The organism is Arenibacter sp. 6A1, from assembly GCF_012272855.1.
Lineage (GTDB): Bacteria > Bacteroidota > Bacteroidia > Flavobacteriales > Flavobacteriaceae > Arenibacter.
In genome coordinates, this window is the sequence record NZ_JAAXCQ010000023.1 from 1 (window position 1) to 22,532 (window position 22,532).

Sequence of the window (22,532 nt, forward strand, 5' to 3'; positions counted from 1 at the left end):
CTAACCGATTGGGGATGGAAATAACCTTTGATAACCAATAAATTACAGCTACTCTAACGGTTTGGGGACGGCCAACAATTCTTTCTAAACGCCCCAACCCAAAGGGACCGGGGACATACGCTAACCGATAGGGGATAAACAATAACTCTTGAAAAATAGGGAATTACAGCTACTCTAACGGATTGGGGACCGCCAATCATAATTTCTAAACGTCCCAACTTAAAGGAATTAAGGGCATACTCTAACCGATTGGGGATGGAAATAACCTTTGATAACCAATAAATTACAGCTACTCTAACGGTTTGGGGACGGCCAACAATTCTTTCTAAACGCCCCAACCCAAAGGGATCGGGGACATACACTAACCGATAGGGGATAAACAATAACTCTTGAAAAATAGGGAATTACAGCAACTCTAACGGATTGGGGACCGCCAATCATAATTTCTAAACGTCCCAACTTAAAGGAATTAAGGGCATACTCTAACCGATTGGGGATGGAAATAATACTTAACTACCAGTTACTTGCACCTATTCTAACGGATTGGGGACGGTCAATCATAATTTCTAAACGTCCCAACTTAAAGGAATTACTCTAACCGATTGGGGATGGATGAAAGTGGCATTGATAAAATGAAAAAAGGTCAAAAAAGCAAAAGAAGTATTCTTAGAGAGGAAGAAGGATATCGGTTCGTTTTGTGCCAGGAGCAGGGATTCAAAAAACACAAGAGCATATTCTCTATAACTCCCATCAAGCATCATAAAATTGTTGTATTTTCTTTCTATTTAATTTGTTATTCACCTACCAATAGTATAATATTGATACTGCTATTTACTAATAGATAACAGTACCGTATTATTACTGTTATCCAAAGTAATAGGCCGATAATCAGTATATATTAAACTGATATAACGAGTTATATTTAATGGCAGGAATTATGGATTAATATGAATGATTTAATAAATTCAATAAGAGGATTATCAGTTGTAATTAATGAGCATCTCAGTGAGGGAAAATATAGAATGTCTTTAAGGATATTTCTATTGATAATTGCCACCTCAATGATCTACTTTGCTGGCGAAAGACTAGGGGAGTTCCTTTATTATATTCAAAACTGAACCTCGATATTTTTTAAACATCTTATGGAACCATAATGATTTATGGATTAAATGACTGAAGTAGTTGGGAAACCTTCTCCATAAAATGAAAAATTGAGAATGAAACAAACTTTAAAAAGTAAAAAACAAGATGAATATTTCTTCTAAAAGGAATAATTCTAACCAAAACCACTAAATATAACAGTGTGTATAATTAAGCAAGGCTACCTAGTAAAAAGAAAAATATTACTGGGATTAATGATCAAGGAAGGCTGAGACTAATCGAGCAAACCAGTTTTGCTGGCCGCCAAGAGTGCTTACCCCCATGCATCACCCCATTGTAAGCACGCCAAGGGCACAAAACTGGTCAAACCTTGCCAAATCATACACAAGAACGTTAGCTACAATTAAAACAAGATGAAAATTATACCAAAATTATTCATTTTCCTTCTTACAGGTTTATTCTCTTTAATCTCAACAGCTCAAGTTCAATTAAACTTTGATTTTGATACACCATATGGCAACAACCAAGCTGTTGGGAAATATGTTGAAATTAATGGAGCTAGGATTTATTTCGAGGAGTATGGTGAAGGAGAGCCTCTTTTACTTATTCATGGAAATGGTGGAAGTATTATTTGGATGGGTAATCAAATAGATTATTTCAAAAAAAAATACAGAGTAATTGTTGCGGATAGCCGAGGGCAAGGAAAGTCTGAATTAAAAACTGATTCATTGACGTATAAGCAAATCACAGAAGATTGGGAAGGATTGGTAAATCATTTAAAACTTGATTCCCTAAATATTATTGGCTGGAGTGACGGTGGAATAATTGGTCTAAAAATGGGAATTAACAATAAAGTCAAGATTAAAAAAATTGTGTCTATGGCTGCAAATCTAAGACCAGATACAACAGCAGTTCATCCATACGTGGTTGATATAATCAAAAAAGAATTTGACGTGGTAAAATTAAAAATAAAAGAAAAAGACAAAACCCAAAATTGGAATTTGAAAAAACAACTTTTAGGATTAGTTGGAGAACAACCTAATATACCAATCACAGATCTTTCCAAAGTTAAAGCAAAAGTATTAATCTTGGCTGGAGATGAAGATGTAATTAAAAGCGAGCATAGTATTGAAATATATGAAAATCTCGAAAAGGCACAACTTTGTATTATGCCAGGTGAAACACATTTTACTCCTTCCTCTAATCCAGATTTATTTAACAGTATTGCGAATAGATTTTTGTCAGAACCTTTTAAAAGGCCAAAGTCTGATGCATTTATAAATAACTAATGCTAAAAAATAACTGTAGCTAACAAAACCTAAACGTAATGCGGACTTTAGGGCAAAACCGAAAGGTCTGTGTATATTTATAAAGTCGCTAAATCTTATGGATTTAGCTTTGGAACAAGAAAAAATAAAACTAATCAATAAGCTGAAAAAACCAATAACTTCAAAAAAACAAGAATTCACTTTTATATATCGAGATTTGTAGATATGTTTGCTTTATGGATATAAAAATAGCAACAGAAATAGGAAAATGTTTATCTAACGAAACCAGAGTGCAAATATTGGAATGGCTAAAAGAACCAGAAAAAAACTTTCCACCACACGAAACATTGAAGCACTTTGAAGATGGAGTTTGCGTAACCTATATTCACGAAAAAGCAGGGCTTTCTCAATCCACAATTTCAACATATTTAACCAATATGGAAAGATGTGGGCTTTTAATTTCAACAAGGCACGGAAAATGGTCTTATCTAAAGAGAAATGAAAAGACAATTAAGGAATATATCAATTTTATAAGCTAAAAAAATTTGACCAAACATATCTACATATAGCAATATAACAAACTATGAAAACTATAATTGACATTCTTGGTTGGTCAGGTTCAGGCTTCATAATTCTTGCCTATTCCCTAACACTTATTTCAAATAAAAAGTATTTAGATTATTGTAAGTATTTAAACTTGTTTGGAGGACTTTTAATAGCTATAAACTGTTATTATTATAATGCAATCCCACCATTTGTCACCAATTTTCTTTGGAGTGTCATTGCAACTTTAACGATATATAAGTACAAAAGAGAAATGCAACAAAACTCAATGTTTAACTTAAAAAATAAACACAATGAAATTTTTAATTATTGGAGGTAACGGAACAATTGGGAAAACTGTTGTTTCACACTTTAAAGAAAAGAACGAAGTCCTAATAGCTGGGCGGACTAACGGAGACGTGACTGTAGATATTGCTAATAGTAATTCAATAAAGTCTATGTTTGAGAAGGTTGGTATAGTGGATGCTATAATTTGTATTGCTGGAGAAGCCAAATGGGCAGATTTTAATGAACTTACTGAAGACGACTACTACATTGGATTAAAAAGTAAATTAATGGGACAAGTAAACCTTGTACGAATCGGACAAAATTATTTAAATCCAAATGGTTCGATTACTTTGTCAACAGGAATTTTGGCAGACGACCCAGTTGTAAAAACAACAAGTGCATCTATGGTAAATGGTGGAATACATAGTTTTGTAAAAGCTGTTACACTTGAAATTGAAAACGGAATTAGAGTAAATGTGGTTTCTTCTGGAATGGTGGAAGATGCATATGAAAAATACAAAGATTATTTCCCAGGACACAATCCGATACCAATGAAAAAAGTAATTAACGGATATGTGAGAAGTGTAAACGGAAAAGGAAATGGCGAAATAATTAGAATTTACGACTAATAAAAGCCAGTTGCCAACAAAACCTATGAAGTAATGCGGGCTCTGATCCTCAATCTAAAGTTTTGTCTATATTTATGAAAACTTTTTTGATTATTGGCTTACCGAACAATACAATTTGAGATATGATAGTCCTGTATTTGTAGCTAATTCTAGTAGCATGACCAAAGATATTATTGGACTTAGGGATTTTTTTAAAATACTTGTCTGGGGGCTAGGAATTTTTATTGTTCCAATATTTTATATTTTTAAGAAAAAAGGCAAGTAATGGACAAATCAGAACTCAAAAAAGAAATAGATTGGTTAACAGAGTTGCACAAAGAAGTGGTACCTCTAGAAAGAAAATTTAAAAATGGAACAAATAAGAAAGTAAGAAAATCCGCAGAGGAGGACTTACGGTCAAAAATGTACCTTTTTGAAAGAAAAATCGAAAATAACCCATCTCTTTTTGACAAAATTTATCCGAAAGAAATGTCCACAATGGGAAGGACAATTTACTCCGAGGGGTTCGAAAATGTTCGGAATTTCACTGAAGAATTAAGCGATTTGTTGGAGAGATTAAATCGGTCTTTAAATAACTAGATGGACAAAAACTGTGTACAACAACTAAGAATTCCGCCCGCCGATAGGCCAGGATTGAATATCTTGAATACGGGGTATGAAGCCCATCGGTGCGAAAACGTACGCTAAGAACTCAAGTTCAAATTAAGTAAAAAATTTGAAATAGGCCCAGTGGATTGATAACTATCAACAGAGGACATGTACTAAATATGATATAGTTATAAAATGAAGAAGGTCAAAAAAGCAAGAAGTATATCTAGAGAGGAAGAAAGATAGCGGTTCGATTTGTGCTAAGAGCAAGGATTCAAAAAACACTCAAGAGCATATTCTCTATACCTCACCTCAAGCATCATTAAACTGTTGTATTTTCTTTCTAAATAATTTGGCATTCACCTACCAATATTATAATGTTGATACTGCCATTTATAAATAGATATCTATACGGTATTATTGCTATTATCCATAAGTAATTAGCCGATAAATAGTGTATATTAAACTGATATAACTAGTTGTGCAACATATTGATAAACAAACTGAAATACTCATTGCCGATTATGACTTTCAATTTTTTCATTGTATTTTCAAGTATCGTAACTGGATCAATTGGATTAATTGGTGGAATGATTTTTAAAAAGAACCCTCCAAAAAAAATTAATTGGTGGTACGGATATCGGACAAAACGCTCAATGGAAAACCAAGAAAAATGGGATTATGCACAAAAAATAGGTGCTGAAAATATGATGAAGTATTCATCAATTCCGTTTTTGACAACAATACTTGGATTTTTAATCGATATACAGAACATCGTTTTGAGTTTTGGAATAGTAATGATAAGTACTCTATTATGGGCATTTTTCAGTATTTACAAAACAGAAACTAAACTGAAATCGAAATTTGATAAAAAAGAAAAATAATCGAATAAAAGAGGTTTTAGAACAGAAAGGAATAAAACAGATCTGGTTGGCTGAACAGCTTGGAAAGAGTTACAATATGGTACACTCTTACGCTCAAAACAAAAGACAACCGAGTTTAGAAGACTTATACAAGATTGCGGAAATCTTAAATGTAGAAGTCAAAGAATTATTAATTGAAAGAACAGAGCTAAATAAATGATTACAAAACAAGCATTAGGAAGCACACTTTTTGGAATGGCTGATATTCTACGTGACAAAGTAGAAGATTATAAAGCCTACATACTTTCTCTACTCTTTTTCAAACGTCTTTCAGACAATTACGAATGGGAAACGGAAAACGAAATCAAGGAATTTGTAAAACGAGAAGGAAGACAACCAACCGAAGCGGAAAGAAGAATAATCGTAGCTCAAAAACACGATTTTAAAATTCCAGAAGGCTGTTTCTGGAAAGATGTACGTGATGCTTCACCTGACAAGAAAAATGAAAAGCTGAACAAAGCGGTAAATGAAATTGCAGACGCAAACGTTGACCGACAAGGAAAAGCAGTTTTAAAAGGTGTAATTAACACAGTTCATTGGAACGAACAAGCACCTGATGGTTCAGGAAGTAAAAAGATAAGTCCACAGGTTTTAACTTCTTTAGTTAGTTATTTGGATGCTGTGGATTTAAGCAACAAAAATGCTTCTTTTGATGTTTTAGGAGATGCTTATGAATATTTAATCAAGCGATTTGCAGACGAAAATAAAGGCGAAACTAGAGGTATGAAGCCCATCGGGGCGAGAATGTACGCTAAGAACTCAAGTACAAGTTAAATAAGAATTTGAAATAGGCCCAATGGAAGGGTAGCTTTCAACAGGGAACATGTACTGAATATGCTATAGTAATAAAATGATGAAAGGTCAAAAAAGCAAAAAAGTTGTTCTTCGATAACTCAGTTAGATTTGTGCCATGAAAAGGAATGGACTTCATAAATTATATATGTTATATATCATGCATATATATAATGTATAATGAAGCTGACGCTAGAATATATCCGTGATGGAACTTCACCTATAAGCTTTGATCTATTGTTTTTTCCTAAGTTTTTATTTTTTATTAGACTACAATTGTAATAATATTGGGTCCAATATTTATTATACGGATAAACCATTCGCCATTAATAGCGTTATCCAAGACAATTGCCCGAAATGCAGTGTATGTTATTTGGGTATAACTAACCATCGTGGATTTAAAATCAATGAGCAGTTAAAAAAACAGTTACATGGTCAAAATAAAGACAATTCAAATCCTATTTCTAATTGGAATGCTTGTAATGGGTTCTTGTAAAAACCCAAAAAAAAACACATCTGAAATACAAAATGAGGAAAAGCATGGTGCAACAGTAGATAAAGAACTTCTTGTCGGGTCCTGGAAAGACCAATCTGAATTTGCATTACATTTCACTCTTTTTAAAGATGGTTCCGCTAGTTCCGATAATATGAAAACTTTACTTTACAGAAACTGGGAAGTACAAGGAAACCAAATTACCTTCACAGTTGAAAGTATTGGAAATGGCACATCCTTTATGGATGATGAAACCTACATTATTGATCGATTGACTAAAGATAGTTTGATTTTGAAAAATGGAGAATATATATTTGAATACACCAAGGAATAAAAAAGAAACGCCAATCACTAAGTTCAACCCGCCGACAGGCCAGGGCGAGAAAATAATAGCTTTAAAGCTGGATTCTAAAGAAATTACCTGTTAACGGTAATTTCGTCCCATTTATCCTTATAAGGCCTAAGCACTTCACTAAAAAAGAACTTCCCTGAGAAAACGGGTTGCTTGAAAACAATATAAAAGGAAAAAAATCGTATTTTTACCTTCGAAAGAAGCAAACGCAAGTTTGAATCGAAAAGCGGAATTACCTTAATGGTGGTTCCGTTTTTTTTATTTTTATAGGGTCTTTGCCGTAGGTTCGTTCTTTCCCCTCTGGTAACTTTTCAAAAGCGCGCCTAAATCCCCTTTTTTGTACTCATAAATGTTGAACCATATCCAGTTGGGAAATGCCTTGGTGATAAAACTGGTAAAGCTCAAAAGGTTGTTGACGTTCTGATATTTTTTGAAAGAGCAGTTAGGGCATTTGACATCGATTCTTTTTTTCTCGTTGACCTTTGTCTGGCATTCTCCACAAAGGACTTTAATGATTGCTCTATAACGGATATGAGCCATATGCTATGGGTGTTTTTATGATCTATTGTTTTCATTTTTCTTGGGCAAGCCGCTATAGGGATCAGATATAATGGATACCTTTTAAAAGGTACCGATACGGAGGTTTTTTCTTTTACTTTGAAGTCCCCGGAGTTTTGATACCTCCTTAAATTTCACTCTCCCCTTTAACGGCCTATTTAGCCCTTACAATGGCACCATCTTCATTTTTTAGTTCATATTCCTTTAGAACTCGTTTATTGATAAGACGGCCATCTTCCATTTCATCTTCCACATATAGAAAAACCCTGGTAGGATATTCATCATAAGGAAAAAACCTGCTCAACATTTCAGCGCATTTTTCCGCTTCGGCCAGATCATTTCCAAAACCCTGGTACATCCAAAATGATTCAATGTCCATTTGTTCCGTTTCCAATTCTACCGTATACACCTTGTCCATAATTTTTAGTTTGTTTAATTGTTATTCTTGGGTATCTTCCCATATTAAATATTCCCGGTACCACTCCCAGGCACGGTCCAGAACCTCCAGTTCACCATGGCTTGAATCTTCGGTATTGTTGGTGTGGTAGGCAAGGGTAAAATCCTCCCCAAAATAAGAATATTTCTTGCTCGTCTTACCATCAAAGACGATATCTTCAAATTCATCGTGCGCTATCACCTCGATAAGGGATATTCCCCTATGGACAATAAATTGGCGCTGGTCGTTAAAGCTGTCGTCCTTGATCGGGAATTCTCCGAAAAGAAATTCCGGTAATGTGAAATCTTTACTCATAGTTGAGTTTTTAAAATTCTAAAATAAAGCGTTTATTCCTGATCGAAGCCATACTTTACCAACTCTTTTAACAAGGATCGGTAATGTTTTTCTGGAAAGTCCCTGCGCTCGCTGAGAAAGTGGCGTAGGGTATCCTTAGGAATCCCACAGTTGACCTCCAACTTTCTGATGGAAAGGGCATCTCTTTCCAAAAGCCAATTCCGTAGTGGTATATATTTGTAATCCATAATATCATAGATTCTTAGAGCTATTACAAATGTACGCTAAAGCGTACATTTAAAAAATAATCGAGCAAAAAAAAGGGCTATAAAAGCCCTTGGTCCGCGAAGGAATAATATCCCTCCCTGGTGATTATGATGCTGTCAAGGGTGGCTATGTCCAATAATTTGGAGGCTTCGCTCAACTTGTTCGAAATATGTTTATCGGCTTCCGAGGGGACGAGATTCCCGGAGGGATGATTGTGTACCAGAATTATGCTGCTCGTTTTGATCAAGACCGCTTGTCTAAGTACGTCCTTTGTCGAGATCAGGCTCCCGTTATCGGTTCCGGAGGATAGATGGTGTACGTTCACGACCTGATTTTTGCGGTTCAGGTGTATGACCTTCACTTGCTCGTGATCGTCCATAATCTGCTCAAAGAAGGGGTAAATGAACTCCCTCACCGAACGGGAAGTATCTATTTTAATAGTGGGCAGTTCTGTTCTTCGGTAAATGGCGGTTAACTCACCGACGAAATCTTTGAAGGTTGCGATTCGAATGTCTTCCATGATAGTATATTTTTAAGGTTATGCGGCGAAAACAATCAACAGCAGCGCAGCGGTGGGGACAAGTCCATGTGGAGATTTTAAAAAATTGCGGTGGGTTCCCCCGAAAGGAGGGATACCCCATTTTTTAAAATACTACATTGACAGGGCAAAGGCGGCTTGATTAACTTGCAGCATTCCTATGAAAAATAAATCTTTGGGCCAGCGCGGACCTTAATAGACCAACAACTCCCTGATCATTTCAAAAGGGTTCGATACCCTTTTAAAATGAATGCCGCCAAAATAGGCACAACATAGGGGACACCCGATTTCATACTTTATATATTTCATGTATACTATATACCGAACATATATAATATACTATGACACTCTTCTTTAATATTTTATAATCAATTCTATTCATAAAATATAGCGGCATTGTATTAAGATAAGTTTGCCGAAAAGGCCAAGGAAGCGGTAGCCAGCTAGGACCTACGGAAATATCTATAAGTAATAGAAGGTTATTTTTAAAGCAATTATCGATTGTTCTGTTTTCTTAAAGTCGTATTTTTTTCCCTATAATTGTAATAATATTGGTTATCCAAAACACCGGTAAACAGTATGTATTAAACTGATGTTAGGAGTTAGCAGTAATAAAGGGAATGGAGCAAAAAATAGATACAATAAATAAAACTGAATACCAAGAAGTAGTAAATCTATGGGAATCTTCGGTAAGAGCAACACATCATTTTATAAGTGAAGAAGATATTGAATATTTTAAACCTCTAATCTTAAACACATATTTGGATGCAGTTGAATTGCGGTGTATAAGGAACAACAAGAACCATATAGTCGGTTTTGTAGGTGTCGCTGAACAGAACTTGGAAATGTTATTCATTCACCCTGATTACAGAGGGAAAAGAATAGGTAAATCATTATTCGATTATTCCATTGACAATCTAAATGTTACTAAAGTTGACGTAAATGAACAGAATGAACAAGCGGTTGGCTTTTACAAACATTGTGGATTTGAAATAACAAGTCGCTCTGAATTGGATTCTTCTGGAAAACCTTATCCAATTTTACATATGGAATTGAAGAAATAGAAGCATTGCTCATTAATTTCTAAGAGGGTGTATTCAGCGCTTCCATCAATTCTGTTTTTTTATTTCGGCTTAACGGTATTTGTTTTCCGGAAACTTCAACATTCTTACTAGTATACTTTTCGATCTTATCCAGGTTTATGATATAAGATTTATGTATCCTAAGGAATTTATCCTCCGGCAACTTTTGTTTAAAGGATTTCATGGTAGATAGTATAACGATATTGGCATCATCCGTTACCAATTTAATATAGTCGCCAAGAGCTTCGATCCATTTTATGTCGTCAAGAAAAACTTTTCGATTTTTCAGGTTGCTTTTCACAACGATATGCTCCTCATTTTCGTTCTCTTTATTTACCTGTTCATATTTGTCTACTGCTCTCTTAACCGAGATATTAAAACGAGCTGAAGAGAGGGGTTTCTGAAGATAATCCGTTACATCGTAATCAAATGCCTTAAGGGCATAATCGGCCTTACCGGTTATCAAGATTACCTGTGGACGGCTGCTCATAGACTCCAAAAGATCGAAACCATTAATGATCGGCATTTCGATATCCAGAAAAATAAGCTCTATCTCATTGTTTTCGATGCCTTTCCTTGCTTCAAGAGCATTGCTGTACTCCGCTACCAGTAATAAGTTTGGATGATCGTTTATTAACTTTGCCACGGCAATCCGCTGTAAAGATGAATCGTCCACAATTACACTTCTTAATTTCATAAGGGATGATTTGCAGTTTATATCATCAACAAAGTAGGTAAATAACATGTTTCATCCCATTATACGTTGTGAAAATGGCTTTAAATGTTATGTAGATAGGGATTATCAAGGTTAATAAGGTTTATGGAATGATTCAAATCATTACGGTCTAGATTCCCATACGACTGGCTTTTGCTTTACCGTTAATTATTGAAAACATGAGATGAAAACCTAAAATTTAACGTCATATAACCACTCATGAACTTGATTAATTCTAAGTTCCATAAATGGTTGATTATACAAGAAAAAAAGCCAATTCCATTCTGTTTTTTAGACTCTTGAAAAGCGAATTCTTATTGCCAAGAGACATTTAAATCCGCATATATAAATCCGTGCCTATTCAATAGCTCTTAGAATAAACTGCTTACAATAGTGGCTATAATTCAGTCTTACTTCCTGCAAAAGAGAAAATTCATTACTTTTAATCCGGAACGATTCCTTTCCCGAAAAATCCTTAAGGATTTCCCAGACCGAAATCATACACAAGAACGTTGTGGCTAATTTGAATCAACCATGAAATTATTTAGAAAAATTCGAAATAAGTTGATTATAGACAATAAAAAAACTCAGTACCTGAAGTATGCTTTAGGAGAAATCGTTCTGGTTGTCATTGGAATTTTGATTGCGATACAGATAAATAATTGGAACCAGTCGATTAAGGATAATGATTCGTTAAATGAATATTTAACTAAAATTAAAACACATACAGCGGAAGATATAGAACAATTAGAACAACTATCAAAAGGAAGAAAACAGATTGCAGACCTCTGTAAAAAAGCGCGAAATAGCATTTTGCAAAAGACTGAAAATGAAAATCTTTTTTTATTCATGATAGCTGGTACTGCCTTTGCCGATTTCTATTTCAAACCCAATTCAGGTGGTTATGAATCATTGAAAAACTCTGCCTATTATGGTAAAATAAACAATACAAAACTCGATTCGCTTTTAGCTAAATACCACGGATTAGTGGACATTATTGCAGAAAACGAAAAGAGTTATAATCAGTATACCGTTCATCAAGAAAATTACCTCGATACTCAATTCGACAGGTCAGTTATTTTAGCTTCTGCATTTATGCCATTAGATTCATTAGCAAACAAAGCTACACCCCAGTCCGAATATGATCAAGCATTCATTGAGTACACCGCAAAACCAGCCTACCGAAATGTTATTAGTTTGGCAGCGTGGCAATTCGATACTATGATTGAACAATATCAAGAATTAACAGAACTAGGGCATCTTATAATTGAAGAAATAGATCGGACAACCGCAGACTAAATAATATGATAAAAAATAAAAAAGCAAAGTGGATTGTACGCATTTTATTGTTTATTGGAACAGCAATATCATTATACTTCGTTCCGTGGATTTTGGTAAAAGCTTGGATTTTACCTCTTCCTGATACTATTCAAGAACAAGTAGATGAAGCCATCGGATATGGATTTGATGGAATGATTGTTTACGTAGACCAAGCAGGGAAACCACCAGCATATTATACAGGCGGTTGGAAAGACAGAGAAAAAAAAATACCAGCCGACCCAAAATCTCTCTTCAAGATTGCCAGCATTAGCAAACTTTATACGGCAGTAGTAGCTACTAAATTGGTAAAGGAAAAGCGTTTGTCTTTTGATAAAACGCTCACTGACTACCTCCCAGAGCTCAAAGGTAGAATTGAAAATGCTGAAAAAATCACATTGAAGATGATGATTCAACACCGTTCTGGTATTCCAAATTTCACTGATAATCCATCTTATTGGGAAAATGAACAGCAAAATGGCAAAAATGCCTTAGATTTTGCCCTCGACCTACCAGCCAGTTTTAAACCTGATAAAGGATATGAATATTCAAACACAAATTATTTACTGCTGCGTAGGATTATGGATGATGTCTTAGGGTATAGCCACAATAAGTATATCAAAGAGAAAATATTGATTCCCTTAGAGCTGAAAAACACCTTTTTTTCGATTACCGAAGTCAATTTAGATGATGTTATGAGTGGATATTATGTGGGTTATGAGGAAGATTTTAAAGATCGTGAATACGGAATGTTGACCACAGCAGAAGATGTGGGTATATTCCTTCGAGCACTGAACGATGGTTCGGTATTTGATGAAGAAGAACAAGAAATCTATCCTTATGAATATAATCATGGAGGTTTGGTAGTTGGTTATCAAAGCCTTGCGGAATACCATAAAGATATTGATGCAGTAGTCGTTCAATTTATTAATACAACAGATTTTGAAGGTTATGAATGGAATTTATCGGAAATTATAATTAACCGAATTGTAAAAATCATTAGAAAGAAAAAGGGGTATGAAGCCCATCGGCGCGAAAACGTACGCTAAGAACTCAAGTACAAATTAAGTAAGAATTTGAAATAGGCCCACCAGTGGAAGTGTAGCAGCCACCAGAGGCCATATACTCTATATGTTATAGTTATAAAATAAAAAAGGGGCAAAAAAGCATGAAGATGTTGATTCATCCTTCGGTTGGTTTTGTACCAAGAGTTGGGATTCACATACAACGACACTATCCTGTTAACTGTGTAAGTTTAAAATAACATGTTTTGTAAACTTACCGATCGAGCTTCCTACGGAGTGATTTTACTCCATATCCTGGGACTCGATCATCTCTATTCCCAATGGTGTGATCATCAATGCCGGTGGTGCAATGAAAGAAAGTTCTCCGTTGCTTCCCATAAACCTACGCTGTTTAAAATCTATCAGTCCCTCCTCCTTCATTTTTCTTGCTATTTGCGTGGCTCTATTGGGATCTAAACAAATATGCGTTATCCTAGAAAATCCCCTTTTTCGGTTTCTGTAAAGAAATTCCAATATGGAATAATTTAGTTTCATAGTTGAATGATTTTAGTACTGCTTAAGTAAGTTCATATTCTACAAAAGAAACAATTTAACCTTCCAAAGCACCTAAATATTAGTTAAAATTCTTACATAATTAACAAGTATAATTATTATTGCAATAAAAATTGTAGAATAGGCAAAAAAAGTATTACATGATTCGCAAAACTATAATTAAGCGATCATACCACTTATATAAGGTTCCTAAAAAAGAACAAGGACAAGGGCTTTGTTGTTGAAGCTGGCGGAAACAATGAAGGTCTTGTGGCGCGGTTCTGAAGGTGGTGGCCCCAAGGAAACAAAGCTTCTTTAAAAAGGTCTTGATCTATATCAGGGGTTCTAGTAGCGGCGAAAGGGTTATGGGGCCAACCTTCCGCAAGAACATGGAAGTTTTCCATCTATAAGGATCTTTTGGATTCGGCCTTTAGGGATATATTCATCCATTCTATTTTATAAGTCTTTTTTGAGGATTTCATTTTCAACCCTATAAAAAGTGCTTTTGCTAATCCCTGCTTTTTTACAGGCTTCCAATATTGGGATGTCCTTATTGTCGTACAAGTGTTTGGCATATTGGTATTTCTCCCGGGTCTTTTCAGATGCCCCCTGGGGCCTTCCCAATAATTTGCCTCGCTTTCTGGCACTATCCAGCCCGGTCTTGGTCCTTTCCCGAATAAGGTTCCGTTCAAATTCGGCTACGGCCGCAAATATCTGCAACAAGAACTTGCCGTTGGCTGATGTGGTATCGAATTCCGGTTCGCTAAGGCTTTTAAAATGTACCCCCTTTTCATTGAACAGGTCTATCAAATCGATCATGTTCTTTAAAGACCTGAATATACGGTCGTTCTTATAGGTAATCACGGTATCGCCTTTCCGAAGCTGTCCGATCATTTCGTTCAGTCCAGACCGGTCCTGTCTCACCCCACTCGCAACATCGGAGTAAATACTTTCACAACCCGCTTCTTTTAATAAATCGATCTGTACTTTTAATTTCTGGTCCCTGGTAGAAACCCTGGCATATCCAACAATCATAATAGTCCCGTAAAACGTTATTTTACGAAACTACTAAAAAAGACGGTAAAAAGGACAGTTATCAGGCATATTTTATCCCTTGGGGCATTATCCCGTAAAACGGACGTTTTAGGGGACAATAAATGAGTAAGGGAAACTGACTTAAACCCTTTTATAAAAAATAGGATCTAAGACCGCCTGAGAAAGGTCAAATAAGCAAAAAAGTTGGTTTTATTGGGGGAAAGAAAAATATCGGTTCGATTTATGCCACTGGTTGGAGTCACACTACACCACACGCAATACATAAGTAAATTGTTGTATTTTCCTTCTAATTAATTTGCTATTCACCTACCTAAATCATAATATTGGTACTGCATTTTATAAATGGATAACAGTAGCTTATTATTGCTGTTATGCACAGCAATAAACCTATAAACAGTATATAATAAACTGATATAAGCTAGTTAGCCACAAGCTGAAAAACTGAACATATGACAACAATTGAAGTTAGGAATAAAATTGCAGATTCGAAAGAACCGAATTGGTTTAATTCGGTTGAAATTACGATTCAATATCCTCACATCAATTTTTTACAGAAATTTGAGGGATTTAGTTCTATTCACAAATTTCTTAATCAACAAATAGAAGGTTGGGAAAAACTAGGAACTATACCAACCGAATTCAACACATCCAAACAACATTTTACGAATTTAAGAAACCGATTAGATAACTTTATAAATAGTAATCATCAACAGCCAGAAGGCACTTTAAACAGTAATTGGCGTAACGAAATTGGACAATTACAGAGTAATAGCAATTTTTTTACTTACGATTCACCTGCAACTGACTTTCTTGTTGAACTTCAAGGAAAATTTCCAAACTATTTTGCAGGAGCTTACCATTATATAATAGGTCAGTACAACTTTAATACGAAAGATAATTTTACGGGCGGATTACTTGCATACGAATTTCAGTTGAAAGACCACACTGAAATAATTAATAGAAGAAATAAAGAAAAATCATCTATCAGTAGAATAAGAAATGATTTTAGAAACCAACTTTCAGAATCTGAAAAACAATTAACTGACCATTTAACAACTGCAAATAAAGATTATGCAAATTATGTTAAACAGATAGATGATTATAAAAAAGAAAAAGAAGAACTTTTTGATGAATGGTATGGTAAAACACAAACCGACTTCAATACTTTTGACACTGATTCAAAAGAAAAAATATCAAATTTAGAAGAAACATATTTTAGAAAACTACAACTTTCCAAACCAGCAAGATATTGGCAACAAAAATCAACGAAATACTATACAGATGCTAATAAAATGAAAAAGATTTTGTTGTGGGTAGTCGGACTTTCATCTCTTTTCCTTGCCTTGATTTTAATAATTTCCCCGAAATGGATTTTCGAAACAGTATTTTCGGAAAATAGAGCGGCAATTATTAGATGGTCACTTGTTTTTATAACACTTATATCTCTTATAGCATTTACTGTTAGAGCAATTACAAAAGTTATGTTTAGCTCATTTCACTTGGCTAGAGACGCTGAAGAGAGACATACTCTAACTTTTTTCTATTTGTCTTTGCTTTCCGAGAAAGATTCCTCAATTAATGATGAAGATAGAAAATTGATTTTACAATCATTATTTAGTAGAGCAGAAACAGGTTTGTTAAAAGATGATTCAGGACCAACAATGCCGAATGATTTTATAGGAAAAATTATGAATAAATAAAAGCCAGTGGCTAACAAAACCTATAAACAATACGGGCTTCGGGCTTAAACGAAAGGTTTACGTATTTTTATGAAGTCCGCAAAATCTTTAGGATTTTGCTTTAAACAAGGGAAAGAAAAAACAAAACAAAAAGATTTCGCTACGTGCATGGCGGAAAGCAAACGCCAGTTTGCTCCCGTACTGTTCATAGCCAGACCGTTGTACACAAGTGTGAAAAAACTATGAGTAAAAAACTATATTCTCTTGAACATATATCAAAAGTATATAATACAGATGTTGAAAATTTAAAAATTTGGACAGCTGAAAAATTTAATGATAAATCACTCACAGAATTACCACCATCTGTAAATAATGAAATAGCAACCTTTTTAGGAGTTCAGCCATTAAGTCTAAAATCAAAAAAGAAAAGAAAAAATTCTTCATCTAAAAGAAACGAATACTTAACTGAATTAAAACAAATTAAGGAAGCTAGTTACAAGGAGAAAATACTGGACTTTGTAACTGATTTAAAACAAAAAGTTAACGATGAACGTATTATACAGACCATTGACTCTATTTATAATTCACTACCTAACAAAAAAGAATACATTTTAGAAAACTGTGAAAAAAAATACTTCACTTGGAAAGACATAATTTTCACGGAAAAAGGAGTAAAAATAAATCCAAATATATTATATCTTTCAATTAACATTGATGGACCAACAAAAATTTTGAATGAAATTAGCAACTCTTATTTTCAAAAAAAATTCTCGAAAGAATTATACAAAGTCTACCTTAATAAATTTAATGAAAAAGTAGAATTTACACTTTCAGATGATATTCAAAAAATTAAAAATATTGTTTCGGAACATATAAATAACTCAAAGAAAGAGAAAAAAATAAGCACTATAACTCTAGAAAAACCCAGAAATAATTCAAGAGTTAATTTGAATCAAGATAAAGAAATTAATATAAAAGATATTGCCACAATATTTCAAAGCAATAAATTCATACAACAAGCATCAAAACTAATAAAAAATGACAATAAGGCTGTTGCTCTCTGGGAAAATAATAATTCAACTTCGGAAGAAGCACTAATAATTATCTTAAAGCATAAAGTATATAATTTTGTAATATGGGAAAATATAAATGAAAATAGAGCTTGTTATATTTTTAAATACGAAAATGGAAATTTCAATAGAAAAATTAAAGCTTTAAAAACATTTATAATGACCGACATCGAATATAAACGATGGGATTTATTCAATAACAATGGAAATCATAATCAATTAAATTATGAGGAATATTACACTGTCATTCACGAAAGCATCGATAGTTATAAAAGAAAGTTGAATTCTTACTTAAAACCATATTTTAAAATTAAATAAACACCTGTGTACAATCGAGGGGATGGCTCCGCCATCTATGGTTTAGGGGCTCGTTTGGAGCCCCCCTAAACCATTTTTACCGATTTTAAGTTTTTAAATCTTCTAATAAATCTATTTTGTTGGTGAAATGAGATAAATCTAAATCTCCTTCTCTACGACTATGTTTTATACCTTCAATGATGTTCATAGTCTCATTATCCGCTTCTTTATTGATGATTGAGCTTATTAGTGGTTTGTTTTTTCCAGTTTCCCCATCTCTTTCATATAAAGGCTTTCGATTATACCCGTCTTGAATATAATTATTATACGCATTAACTAGGGATAATTCTAACCACATTAATTGTCTTTCAGTATCATCATTGATATTAATTTTGATTAGGGCTAAAAAGCTTTCTTGAACTTCTGAAATACTTAAATTTTTACTTTTCATTTGTTCATAAAAATCATTATTTCTGATTTTAACGAATGTAAGTAAAAGAAAAATATTTGGGGTAACATACATATTTGATGTAAAACTCCTTAATGCTAATCTCGAATGAGCAAATATTTTTTCTTGTTGTCTTAAAGGAACTTGGGCATTTGTGAATAGTAATTTACAAGTTTCAAGAAAAATTGATTTGTCTGATGTTAGTTCATAACTATTTAGTCTTTCTGGTGACTGTAAAAATTCATCGAATTGAAAATAATCATATAAATATTTGTAAAATATATCTGCTCCTGGCTCTGGAATGGAATACTCTAAATCAATAAATTTTCTTAAATACTCTTCAGCATCTAAGTCATCACTTCCATATACTCCTTTAATTGCATTTCCAAGTTGTTCTTTATCAATAGATAAAATGAAAACAATGTTTGGAACAGAAAAGAAATGTTTAATTTGTTCCAATAAAGAAACAGCATAATTTGGTCGGCATCTGTCTAATTCATCAATAATAAAGATTAAAGGTTTTCCTTCGTTCGTATTTGTGATGAATTTGGATAAGCCGTGACGAAAATCTGAAATGCTTTTTTTCTTTTTATCATATTCGTGCACTTCATTCTCAAAAGTCTCTGATAATCCTTTAGTTACTCCAACGATAGCCTCTTTAATTCCTTCGGTTTCAATATATCTATCAGCTATTGCTTTTATTAATATTGGTACAATGTGCTTCGTTAAAGTCGATGCCTTCTTTAATGTGTTTTTGAATTCTGGTTCAGTATCTTCTGTTGTAAGGGTTTTTAATTCGCCCATTAAAGCTATGAGAGGATTATTTTCAAAATCATTTTCCCAAGCGTTGAAGTATAAAGTTTGAAACCCACTATTTTTCAAATCTTGCTCCCACATTTTTACAAATGTTGTTTTTCCTGTGCCCCATTTATTATTTAGGCCGAGTACAAATCCGTAAGGATATGATTTGATTATATTGGTTAAAACGCCAGAATATTTTTGCCTATTCAATTTACAATTAGCAAAAGGATTTTCCTGTTCAATTTCAATTTCGTTATGTTTAATATTCATTTAGTCGTGTTTTTTTTAAGGTTACTGGTAACATAGGTACATAGAAGTTTATACTCCTTATTTATCTCTTACTGAAGCAAGCTTATTCTTGATAAATTCAAGTTCTTTGCCGCGGGAATTGAACTGTCCTAAAAACATTTCGTTTAACTAGGAGGCTGAAAAAAGAATATCAATAAAGGTCAAAAAAAGCAAATACTTGTTCCTCCTTATCTCGGTTCGATTTGTGCCAATAATAGATATATATAACATCTTATATGTATTAAATATGATCCATACATATAATATATTACTACACTGTTTTACTACTATTTATAATATTTTTGATAGTAATCCTCCATTCTGACCTTTGATATAGCTCTCCATTTTTATAATTTCTTTTTAAAAAGAAATATCAGTTGTTTTTAAATATTGTTCGTAGTTGTCCATTAGAACATGTATCTCCTGAACTGCCTTTTCTTTGGTATATCGGTAGCTCTCATTTGTTTTGCTATGTACTTCTGTGAAATTTTCTGCATCTATCGTTATTTTCGTGGCCCCATCTTTGACATTTAATTTGATGATAGCATAAATCTGTCCGAAATCGACCACTTCCCCCATTACTACCGTGGATCCAAAATCCTTAAAAAGATAACGACCTGTAACTACGCCTGCTTCTTTGTCCGAAAATTGAATCACTGATTTTGGGCTAGTGAAAATTTCAACCATCCAGTTATTAGCCTTTACAAATAAATCGTTTTTTGTTCCGTCAACCATAATCGTCCTATCAATAGGTTCCATCGTTATAGGAATTCTCTCATAGGTGTAACAAGAAGAAAGTAAAATGCTTAGTAGAATTACATATTTTTTCATTTTAAATGGTTTAAGTTGTTATGTTTTTTTAGCACTTGCTAAATCAAGCTTATTCTTAATCAATACTATTTCCTAGGTCTTGGTATTGCCCAGCATGTATCCTATTAATTCCCATGCTAGGGCCTATTACTACTGTTCCATTCCAATTGGAATGCCTTTAACCATTATTTATCGGTCGCTTGGAGCATCGCTTTATACCCGGGAAAATCATTTGGGTTTAGTAGTAGTTCATCTCTATCATCGGCAATATTTATGATTCCCAGATCCGGTGCGGGATTGGTTTGTACCAAGTATTCATTTAACATCTTGGCCCCTAATCCATTTACTGCCCGGAACCTAAAAATGTAGGTGTAGGATGCAACTTCATGGACCGTTTCTCCCAGTTCTGTTTCTAGCCTGTCTATTTCTGATAGTATTTTCTTGTTTGTTTCTATTTTGGAATTGAGCTCTTCGACTTCTTCGGGATTAAATATACTAGGGATCTCCTTTTTATACTTTTCTTGCCGTTCTAGATTTTCCTGGTCGTACCCCAGATTCCTTTCAAAATATTCCTTGCGATACTCTATATTGTCCTTGTAGAGTACCGAATCTGCCAATATGAGCTCGGCAAATTCATAGCTTTCAGGATCATTCATTTTTGGTTTTATATGTTCCTCGATATTGCTCCTTACAATCTCATGCTGAGTAGGGGCTTTATGGGATTCACAAGATGTTAGGCCTATTGTTGTAATGGCAACACCTAAAAATAATACCACCACTCGCTTGGTCAATATCCCTGTGGTTTTTCTCTTTCTATTATTCATTTTTTAAAATTTTTATCCGGTTGTTTTATTTTTATTCGTTCTAAAAAAGATAGGAACCGCTGGATTTAGAACATTATCCCTACACTGATGCTTACGGCGCCTGAATTTTCGGAGGTGGTCCCTACATCGTAGTACCCCCCATTATCATAGATGTAGAAAAAGTCCATTTTCTGCATCTCATACCCCACCCCTATAGTGAAAGTGGTTCCCTCCGAGGTGCCAAAACGGGCCCCTATTGTGGGACTCAGTAGCATTCCCACGCCTTCTAGCCTATAGGTGGCGTCAAAACTGTAGCCGATATCAAAGGCGATAAAAGGTGTGTGTGTAGCGTCCAAAAAGTTTATTCTGGCGTTGGCAAAAAGAGGGATCAGGGCGGCCTCCGACTCTTTATAATACCGTAGTCCTGTTCCTATCCCTAAGGATACAATAGGGCTAAAGGCATAGCTGTTCACGATATTCAATTTCCAACGGTCCATACCATAATCCCATATTCCTTTCTGATAGCCTATGTCCACCGTTCTGATATGCCTGGATGCCTGCTCCGTGGCCAGGTCTATACGCCCGTCTTTTTGACGGTGTAATTCCTTGCCGAGCTTTTCGATCTCTTCCATGCGGAATACAAAGATGCTCTGGTCCGCCGTTTCTATTTTTATGGAAACGTTCGGATACTGCTCGGTTATGATCCCACGGACCACACTGCCGTTTTTTAAGTACACTATGTCCCGATAGTGCTGCTGGGCCATAGCTGTTGTGCTTACCAGGGCCAATACCATCAATACCAATATTCTTTTCATTTTTCTGTTTTTTTATAGCGTTTATTGTGATACAATGATAGGGGTGAGCTCTTCTTTAAGGGCCTGGTATTCGTCCTCTGCCATGATGCCCAGGTCCAACAAATCCTTGGATTCTTTTAGTTTTGCGATGGCCTCTTCCCGGGTCATAGGAGCATTGATGCTCTTTATTTCGCCGCCTAGGACGGACTTTTCATAGTCCGTTACGGACATGTATTTGTTGATCCCAAAGGCCCTACCATTGGGTTCTCCCAATAGGACGGTGAGTCTTAAGGGCTTCTTCCTGCTGCCCTTATGAAATACGGACATTTCGGAGATCACCACTATTTCTCCCTGCATTTCGGCCCCCGCAGTGCTGGGTTCTTCTCCGCCCATAGCGGCCATAACATTGCCGAATCCTGCCGGCTTTCCCATGATGATGGTCTGGAAATTGCTCTTGGTCTTGGACCGGGCCTTGGCGGCACCGACCCTATACCCGCCGCCTACGGCAGTGGTGGACGTTATGTTTCCCGATGGATAGCCTATTACCAGAGTATCGCCCACGGCCAGCACGGAGCCGTCCGCGGCGGTGTATTTCAGGATCTTGGTGTTGTTTTTTATCTGCTGGAATACTGCTGCATCCTGGCTCTGCTCGAAGCTTAGTTCATCGAGTTGTTTTTGGGCGGTAGCAGTGGTCGCTGCTACAGAAAAAATGGCTAGCAATAGTTTTTTCATTTGGTGACTGATTC

25 protein-coding genes are annotated in these 22,532 nt (G+C 34.8%); 13 read left to right on the plus strand and 12 right to left on the minus strand.

Annotation, left to right across the window (positions count from 1 at the left end; all coding sequences use genetic code 11):
* The first annotated feature begins 1,514 nt into the window (after window positions 1-1,514).
* The 8 genes from HCG49_RS16540 (at window position 1,515) to HCG49_RS16575 (ending at window position 6,959) form a co-directional block, all read left to right on the plus strand.
* Window positions 1,515-2,390 carry an alpha/beta fold hydrolase gene (locus HCG49_RS16540; protein ID WP_168470630.1) on the plus strand — a complete coding sequence of 292 codons (876 nt, stop codon included), beginning with the start codon at window positions 1,515-1,517 and terminating at the stop codon, window positions 2,388-2,390.
* A gap of 215 nt (window positions 2,391-2,605) precedes the next feature.
* Window positions 2,606-2,908, plus strand: a complete 303-nt coding sequence (locus HCG49_RS16545; RefSeq protein ID WP_168470631.1) for an ArsR/SmtB family transcription factor — start codon at window positions 2,606-2,608, stop codon at window positions 2,906-2,908.
* Between the two features lie 318 nt (window positions 2,909-3,226).
* Entirely contained in the window at window positions 3,227-3,829 is a 603-nt protein-coding gene (locus tag HCG49_RS16550) for a short chain dehydrogenase (RefSeq protein ID WP_168470632.1), read from the plus strand.
* Between the two features lie 264 nt (window positions 3,830-4,093).
* Entirely contained in the window at window positions 4,094-4,408 is a 315-nt protein-coding gene (locus HCG49_RS16555) for a hypothetical protein (RefSeq protein ID WP_168470633.1), read from the plus strand.
* Window positions 4,409-4,941: 533 nt separating this feature from the next.
* On the plus strand, window positions 4,942-5,301 hold the full coding sequence (locus HCG49_RS16560; protein ID WP_168470634.1) for an SdpI family protein: 360 nt from the start codon (window positions 4,942-4,944) through the stop codon (window positions 5,299-5,301).
* Window positions 5,282-5,500, plus strand: a complete 219-nt coding sequence (locus HCG49_RS16565) for a helix-turn-helix transcriptional regulator (RefSeq protein WP_205764425.1) — start codon at window positions 5,282-5,284, stop codon at window positions 5,498-5,500. Before HCG49_RS16560 ends, HCG49_RS16565 begins: the two co-directional genes overlap by 20 nt.
* Window positions 5,497-6,114, plus strand: a complete 618-nt coding sequence (locus tag HCG49_RS16570; RefSeq protein WP_205764426.1) for a type I restriction-modification system subunit M N-terminal domain-containing protein — start codon at window positions 5,497-5,499, stop codon at window positions 6,112-6,114. The genes HCG49_RS16565 and HCG49_RS16570 overlap by 4 nt, the downstream gene beginning before the upstream one ends.
* 449 nt (window positions 6,115-6,563) lie before the next feature.
* A complete protein-coding gene (locus HCG49_RS16575; protein WP_168470635.1) occupies window positions 6,564-6,959 on the plus strand; it encodes a lipocalin family protein in 396 nt (131 codons plus the stop codon).
* A gap of 730 nt (window positions 6,960-7,689) precedes the next feature.
* On the opposite strand, the gene HCG49_RS16580 is transcribed toward HCG49_RS16575, so the two are convergent.
* The 4 genes from HCG49_RS16580 to HCG49_RS16595 form a co-directional block, all read right to left on the minus strand.
* Window positions 7,690-7,953 (minus strand): hypothetical protein, encoded by a 264-nt coding sequence (locus HCG49_RS16580; RefSeq protein ID WP_168470636.1) that lies wholly within the window; start codon window positions 7,951-7,953, stop codon window positions 7,690-7,692.
* Window positions 7,954-7,974: 21 nt separating this feature from the next.
* Window positions 7,975-8,286 carry a hypothetical protein gene (locus HCG49_RS16585; RefSeq protein WP_168470637.1) on the minus strand — a complete coding sequence of 104 codons (312 nt, stop codon included), beginning with the start codon at window positions 8,284-8,286 and terminating at the stop codon, window positions 7,975-7,977.
* 32 nt (window positions 8,287-8,318) lie between these two features.
* Entirely contained in the window at window positions 8,319-8,513 is a 195-nt protein-coding gene (locus HCG49_RS16590) for a hypothetical protein (protein ID WP_168470638.1), read from the minus strand.
* Window positions 8,514-8,590: 77 nt separating this feature from the next.
* On the minus strand, window positions 8,591-9,052 hold the full coding sequence (locus HCG49_RS16595; protein ID WP_168470639.1) for a JAB domain-containing protein: 462 nt from the start codon (window positions 9,050-9,052) through the stop codon (window positions 8,591-8,593).
* Between the two features lie 638 nt (window positions 9,053-9,690).
* On the opposite strand from HCG49_RS16595, the gene HCG49_RS16600 reads away from it, so the two are divergent.
* The gene (locus tag HCG49_RS16600; protein WP_168470640.1) at window positions 9,691-10,134 is read left to right on the plus strand and encodes a GNAT family N-acetyltransferase; all 444 of its coding nucleotides are present in this window, start codon (window positions 9,691-9,693) and stop codon (window positions 10,132-10,134) included.
* 19 nt (window positions 10,135-10,153) lie between these two features.
* Here the strand turns inward: HCG49_RS16600 and HCG49_RS16605 are convergent, their stop codons facing one another.
* Window positions 10,154-10,849: a LytR/AlgR family response regulator transcription factor gene (locus HCG49_RS16605; RefSeq protein WP_168470641.1), complete on the minus strand. Its 696-nt coding sequence runs from the start codon at window positions 10,847-10,849 to the stop codon at window positions 10,154-10,156.
* Between the two features lie 552 nt (window positions 10,850-11,401).
* Between HCG49_RS16605 and HCG49_RS16610 the strand changes: the two genes are divergently transcribed.
* Entirely contained in the window at window positions 11,402-12,166 is a 765-nt protein-coding gene (locus tag HCG49_RS16610) for a DUF6090 family protein (RefSeq protein WP_072765570.1), read from the plus strand.
* Between the two features lie 5 nt (window positions 12,167-12,171).
* A complete protein-coding gene (locus HCG49_RS16615; RefSeq protein WP_168470642.1) occupies window positions 12,172-13,233 on the plus strand; it encodes a serine hydrolase domain-containing protein in 1,062 nt (353 codons plus the stop codon).
* Between the two features lie 258 nt (window positions 13,234-13,491).
* Here HCG49_RS16615 and HCG49_RS16620 read toward each other — a convergent pair whose 3' ends face one another.
* Window positions 13,492-13,743: a hypothetical protein gene (locus HCG49_RS16620; RefSeq protein ID WP_072765568.1), complete on the minus strand. Its 252-nt coding sequence runs from the start codon at window positions 13,741-13,743 to the stop codon at window positions 13,492-13,494.
* 453 nt (window positions 13,744-14,196) lie between these two features.
* Entirely contained in the window at window positions 14,197-14,775 is a 579-nt protein-coding gene (locus HCG49_RS16630; RefSeq protein ID WP_168470644.1) for a recombinase family protein, read from the minus strand.
* 470 nt (window positions 14,776-15,245) lie between these two features.
* Here HCG49_RS16630 and HCG49_RS16635 point away from each other — a divergent pair, with 470 nt between their 5' ends.
* Complete coding sequence (locus HCG49_RS16635; RefSeq protein ID WP_168470645.1) at window positions 15,246-16,496, plus strand: DUF6161 domain-containing protein; 1,251 nt, start codon at window positions 15,246-15,248, stop codon at window positions 16,494-16,496.
* A 221-nt stretch (window positions 16,497-16,717) separates the two neighbouring features.
* On the plus strand, window positions 16,718-17,863 hold the full coding sequence (locus tag HCG49_RS16640; protein WP_168470646.1) for a hypothetical protein: 1,146 nt from the start codon (window positions 16,718-16,720) through the stop codon (window positions 17,861-17,863).
* A gap of 85 nt (window positions 17,864-17,948) precedes the next feature.
* Here HCG49_RS16640 and HCG49_RS16645 read toward each other — a convergent pair whose 3' ends face one another.
* The 5 genes from HCG49_RS16645 to HCG49_RS16665 form a co-directional block, all read right to left on the minus strand.
* Entirely contained in the window at window positions 17,949-19,361 is a 1,413-nt protein-coding gene (locus HCG49_RS16645) for a P-loop NTPase fold protein (protein WP_168470647.1), read from the minus strand.
* A gap of 378 nt (window positions 19,362-19,739) precedes the next feature.
* A complete protein-coding gene (locus HCG49_RS16650; RefSeq protein ID WP_168470648.1) occupies window positions 19,740-20,210 on the minus strand; it encodes a DUF4468 domain-containing protein in 471 nt (156 codons plus the stop codon).
* 164 nt (window positions 20,211-20,374) lie between these two features.
* The gene (locus HCG49_RS16655; RefSeq protein WP_168470649.1) at window positions 20,375-21,013 is read right to left on the minus strand and encodes a hypothetical protein; all 639 of its coding nucleotides are present in this window, start codon (window positions 21,011-21,013) and stop codon (window positions 20,375-20,377) included.
* Window positions 21,014-21,078: 65 nt separating this feature from the next.
* Window positions 21,079-21,807 (minus strand): hypothetical protein, encoded by a 729-nt coding sequence (locus tag HCG49_RS16660; protein ID WP_168470650.1) that lies wholly within the window; start codon window positions 21,805-21,807, stop codon window positions 21,079-21,081.
* Window positions 21,808-21,828: 21 nt separating this feature from the next.
* A complete protein-coding gene (locus HCG49_RS16665; RefSeq protein WP_205764427.1) occupies window positions 21,829-22,347 on the minus strand; it encodes a hypothetical protein in 519 nt (172 codons plus the stop codon).
* Window positions 22,348-22,532 lie beyond the last annotated feature (185 nt).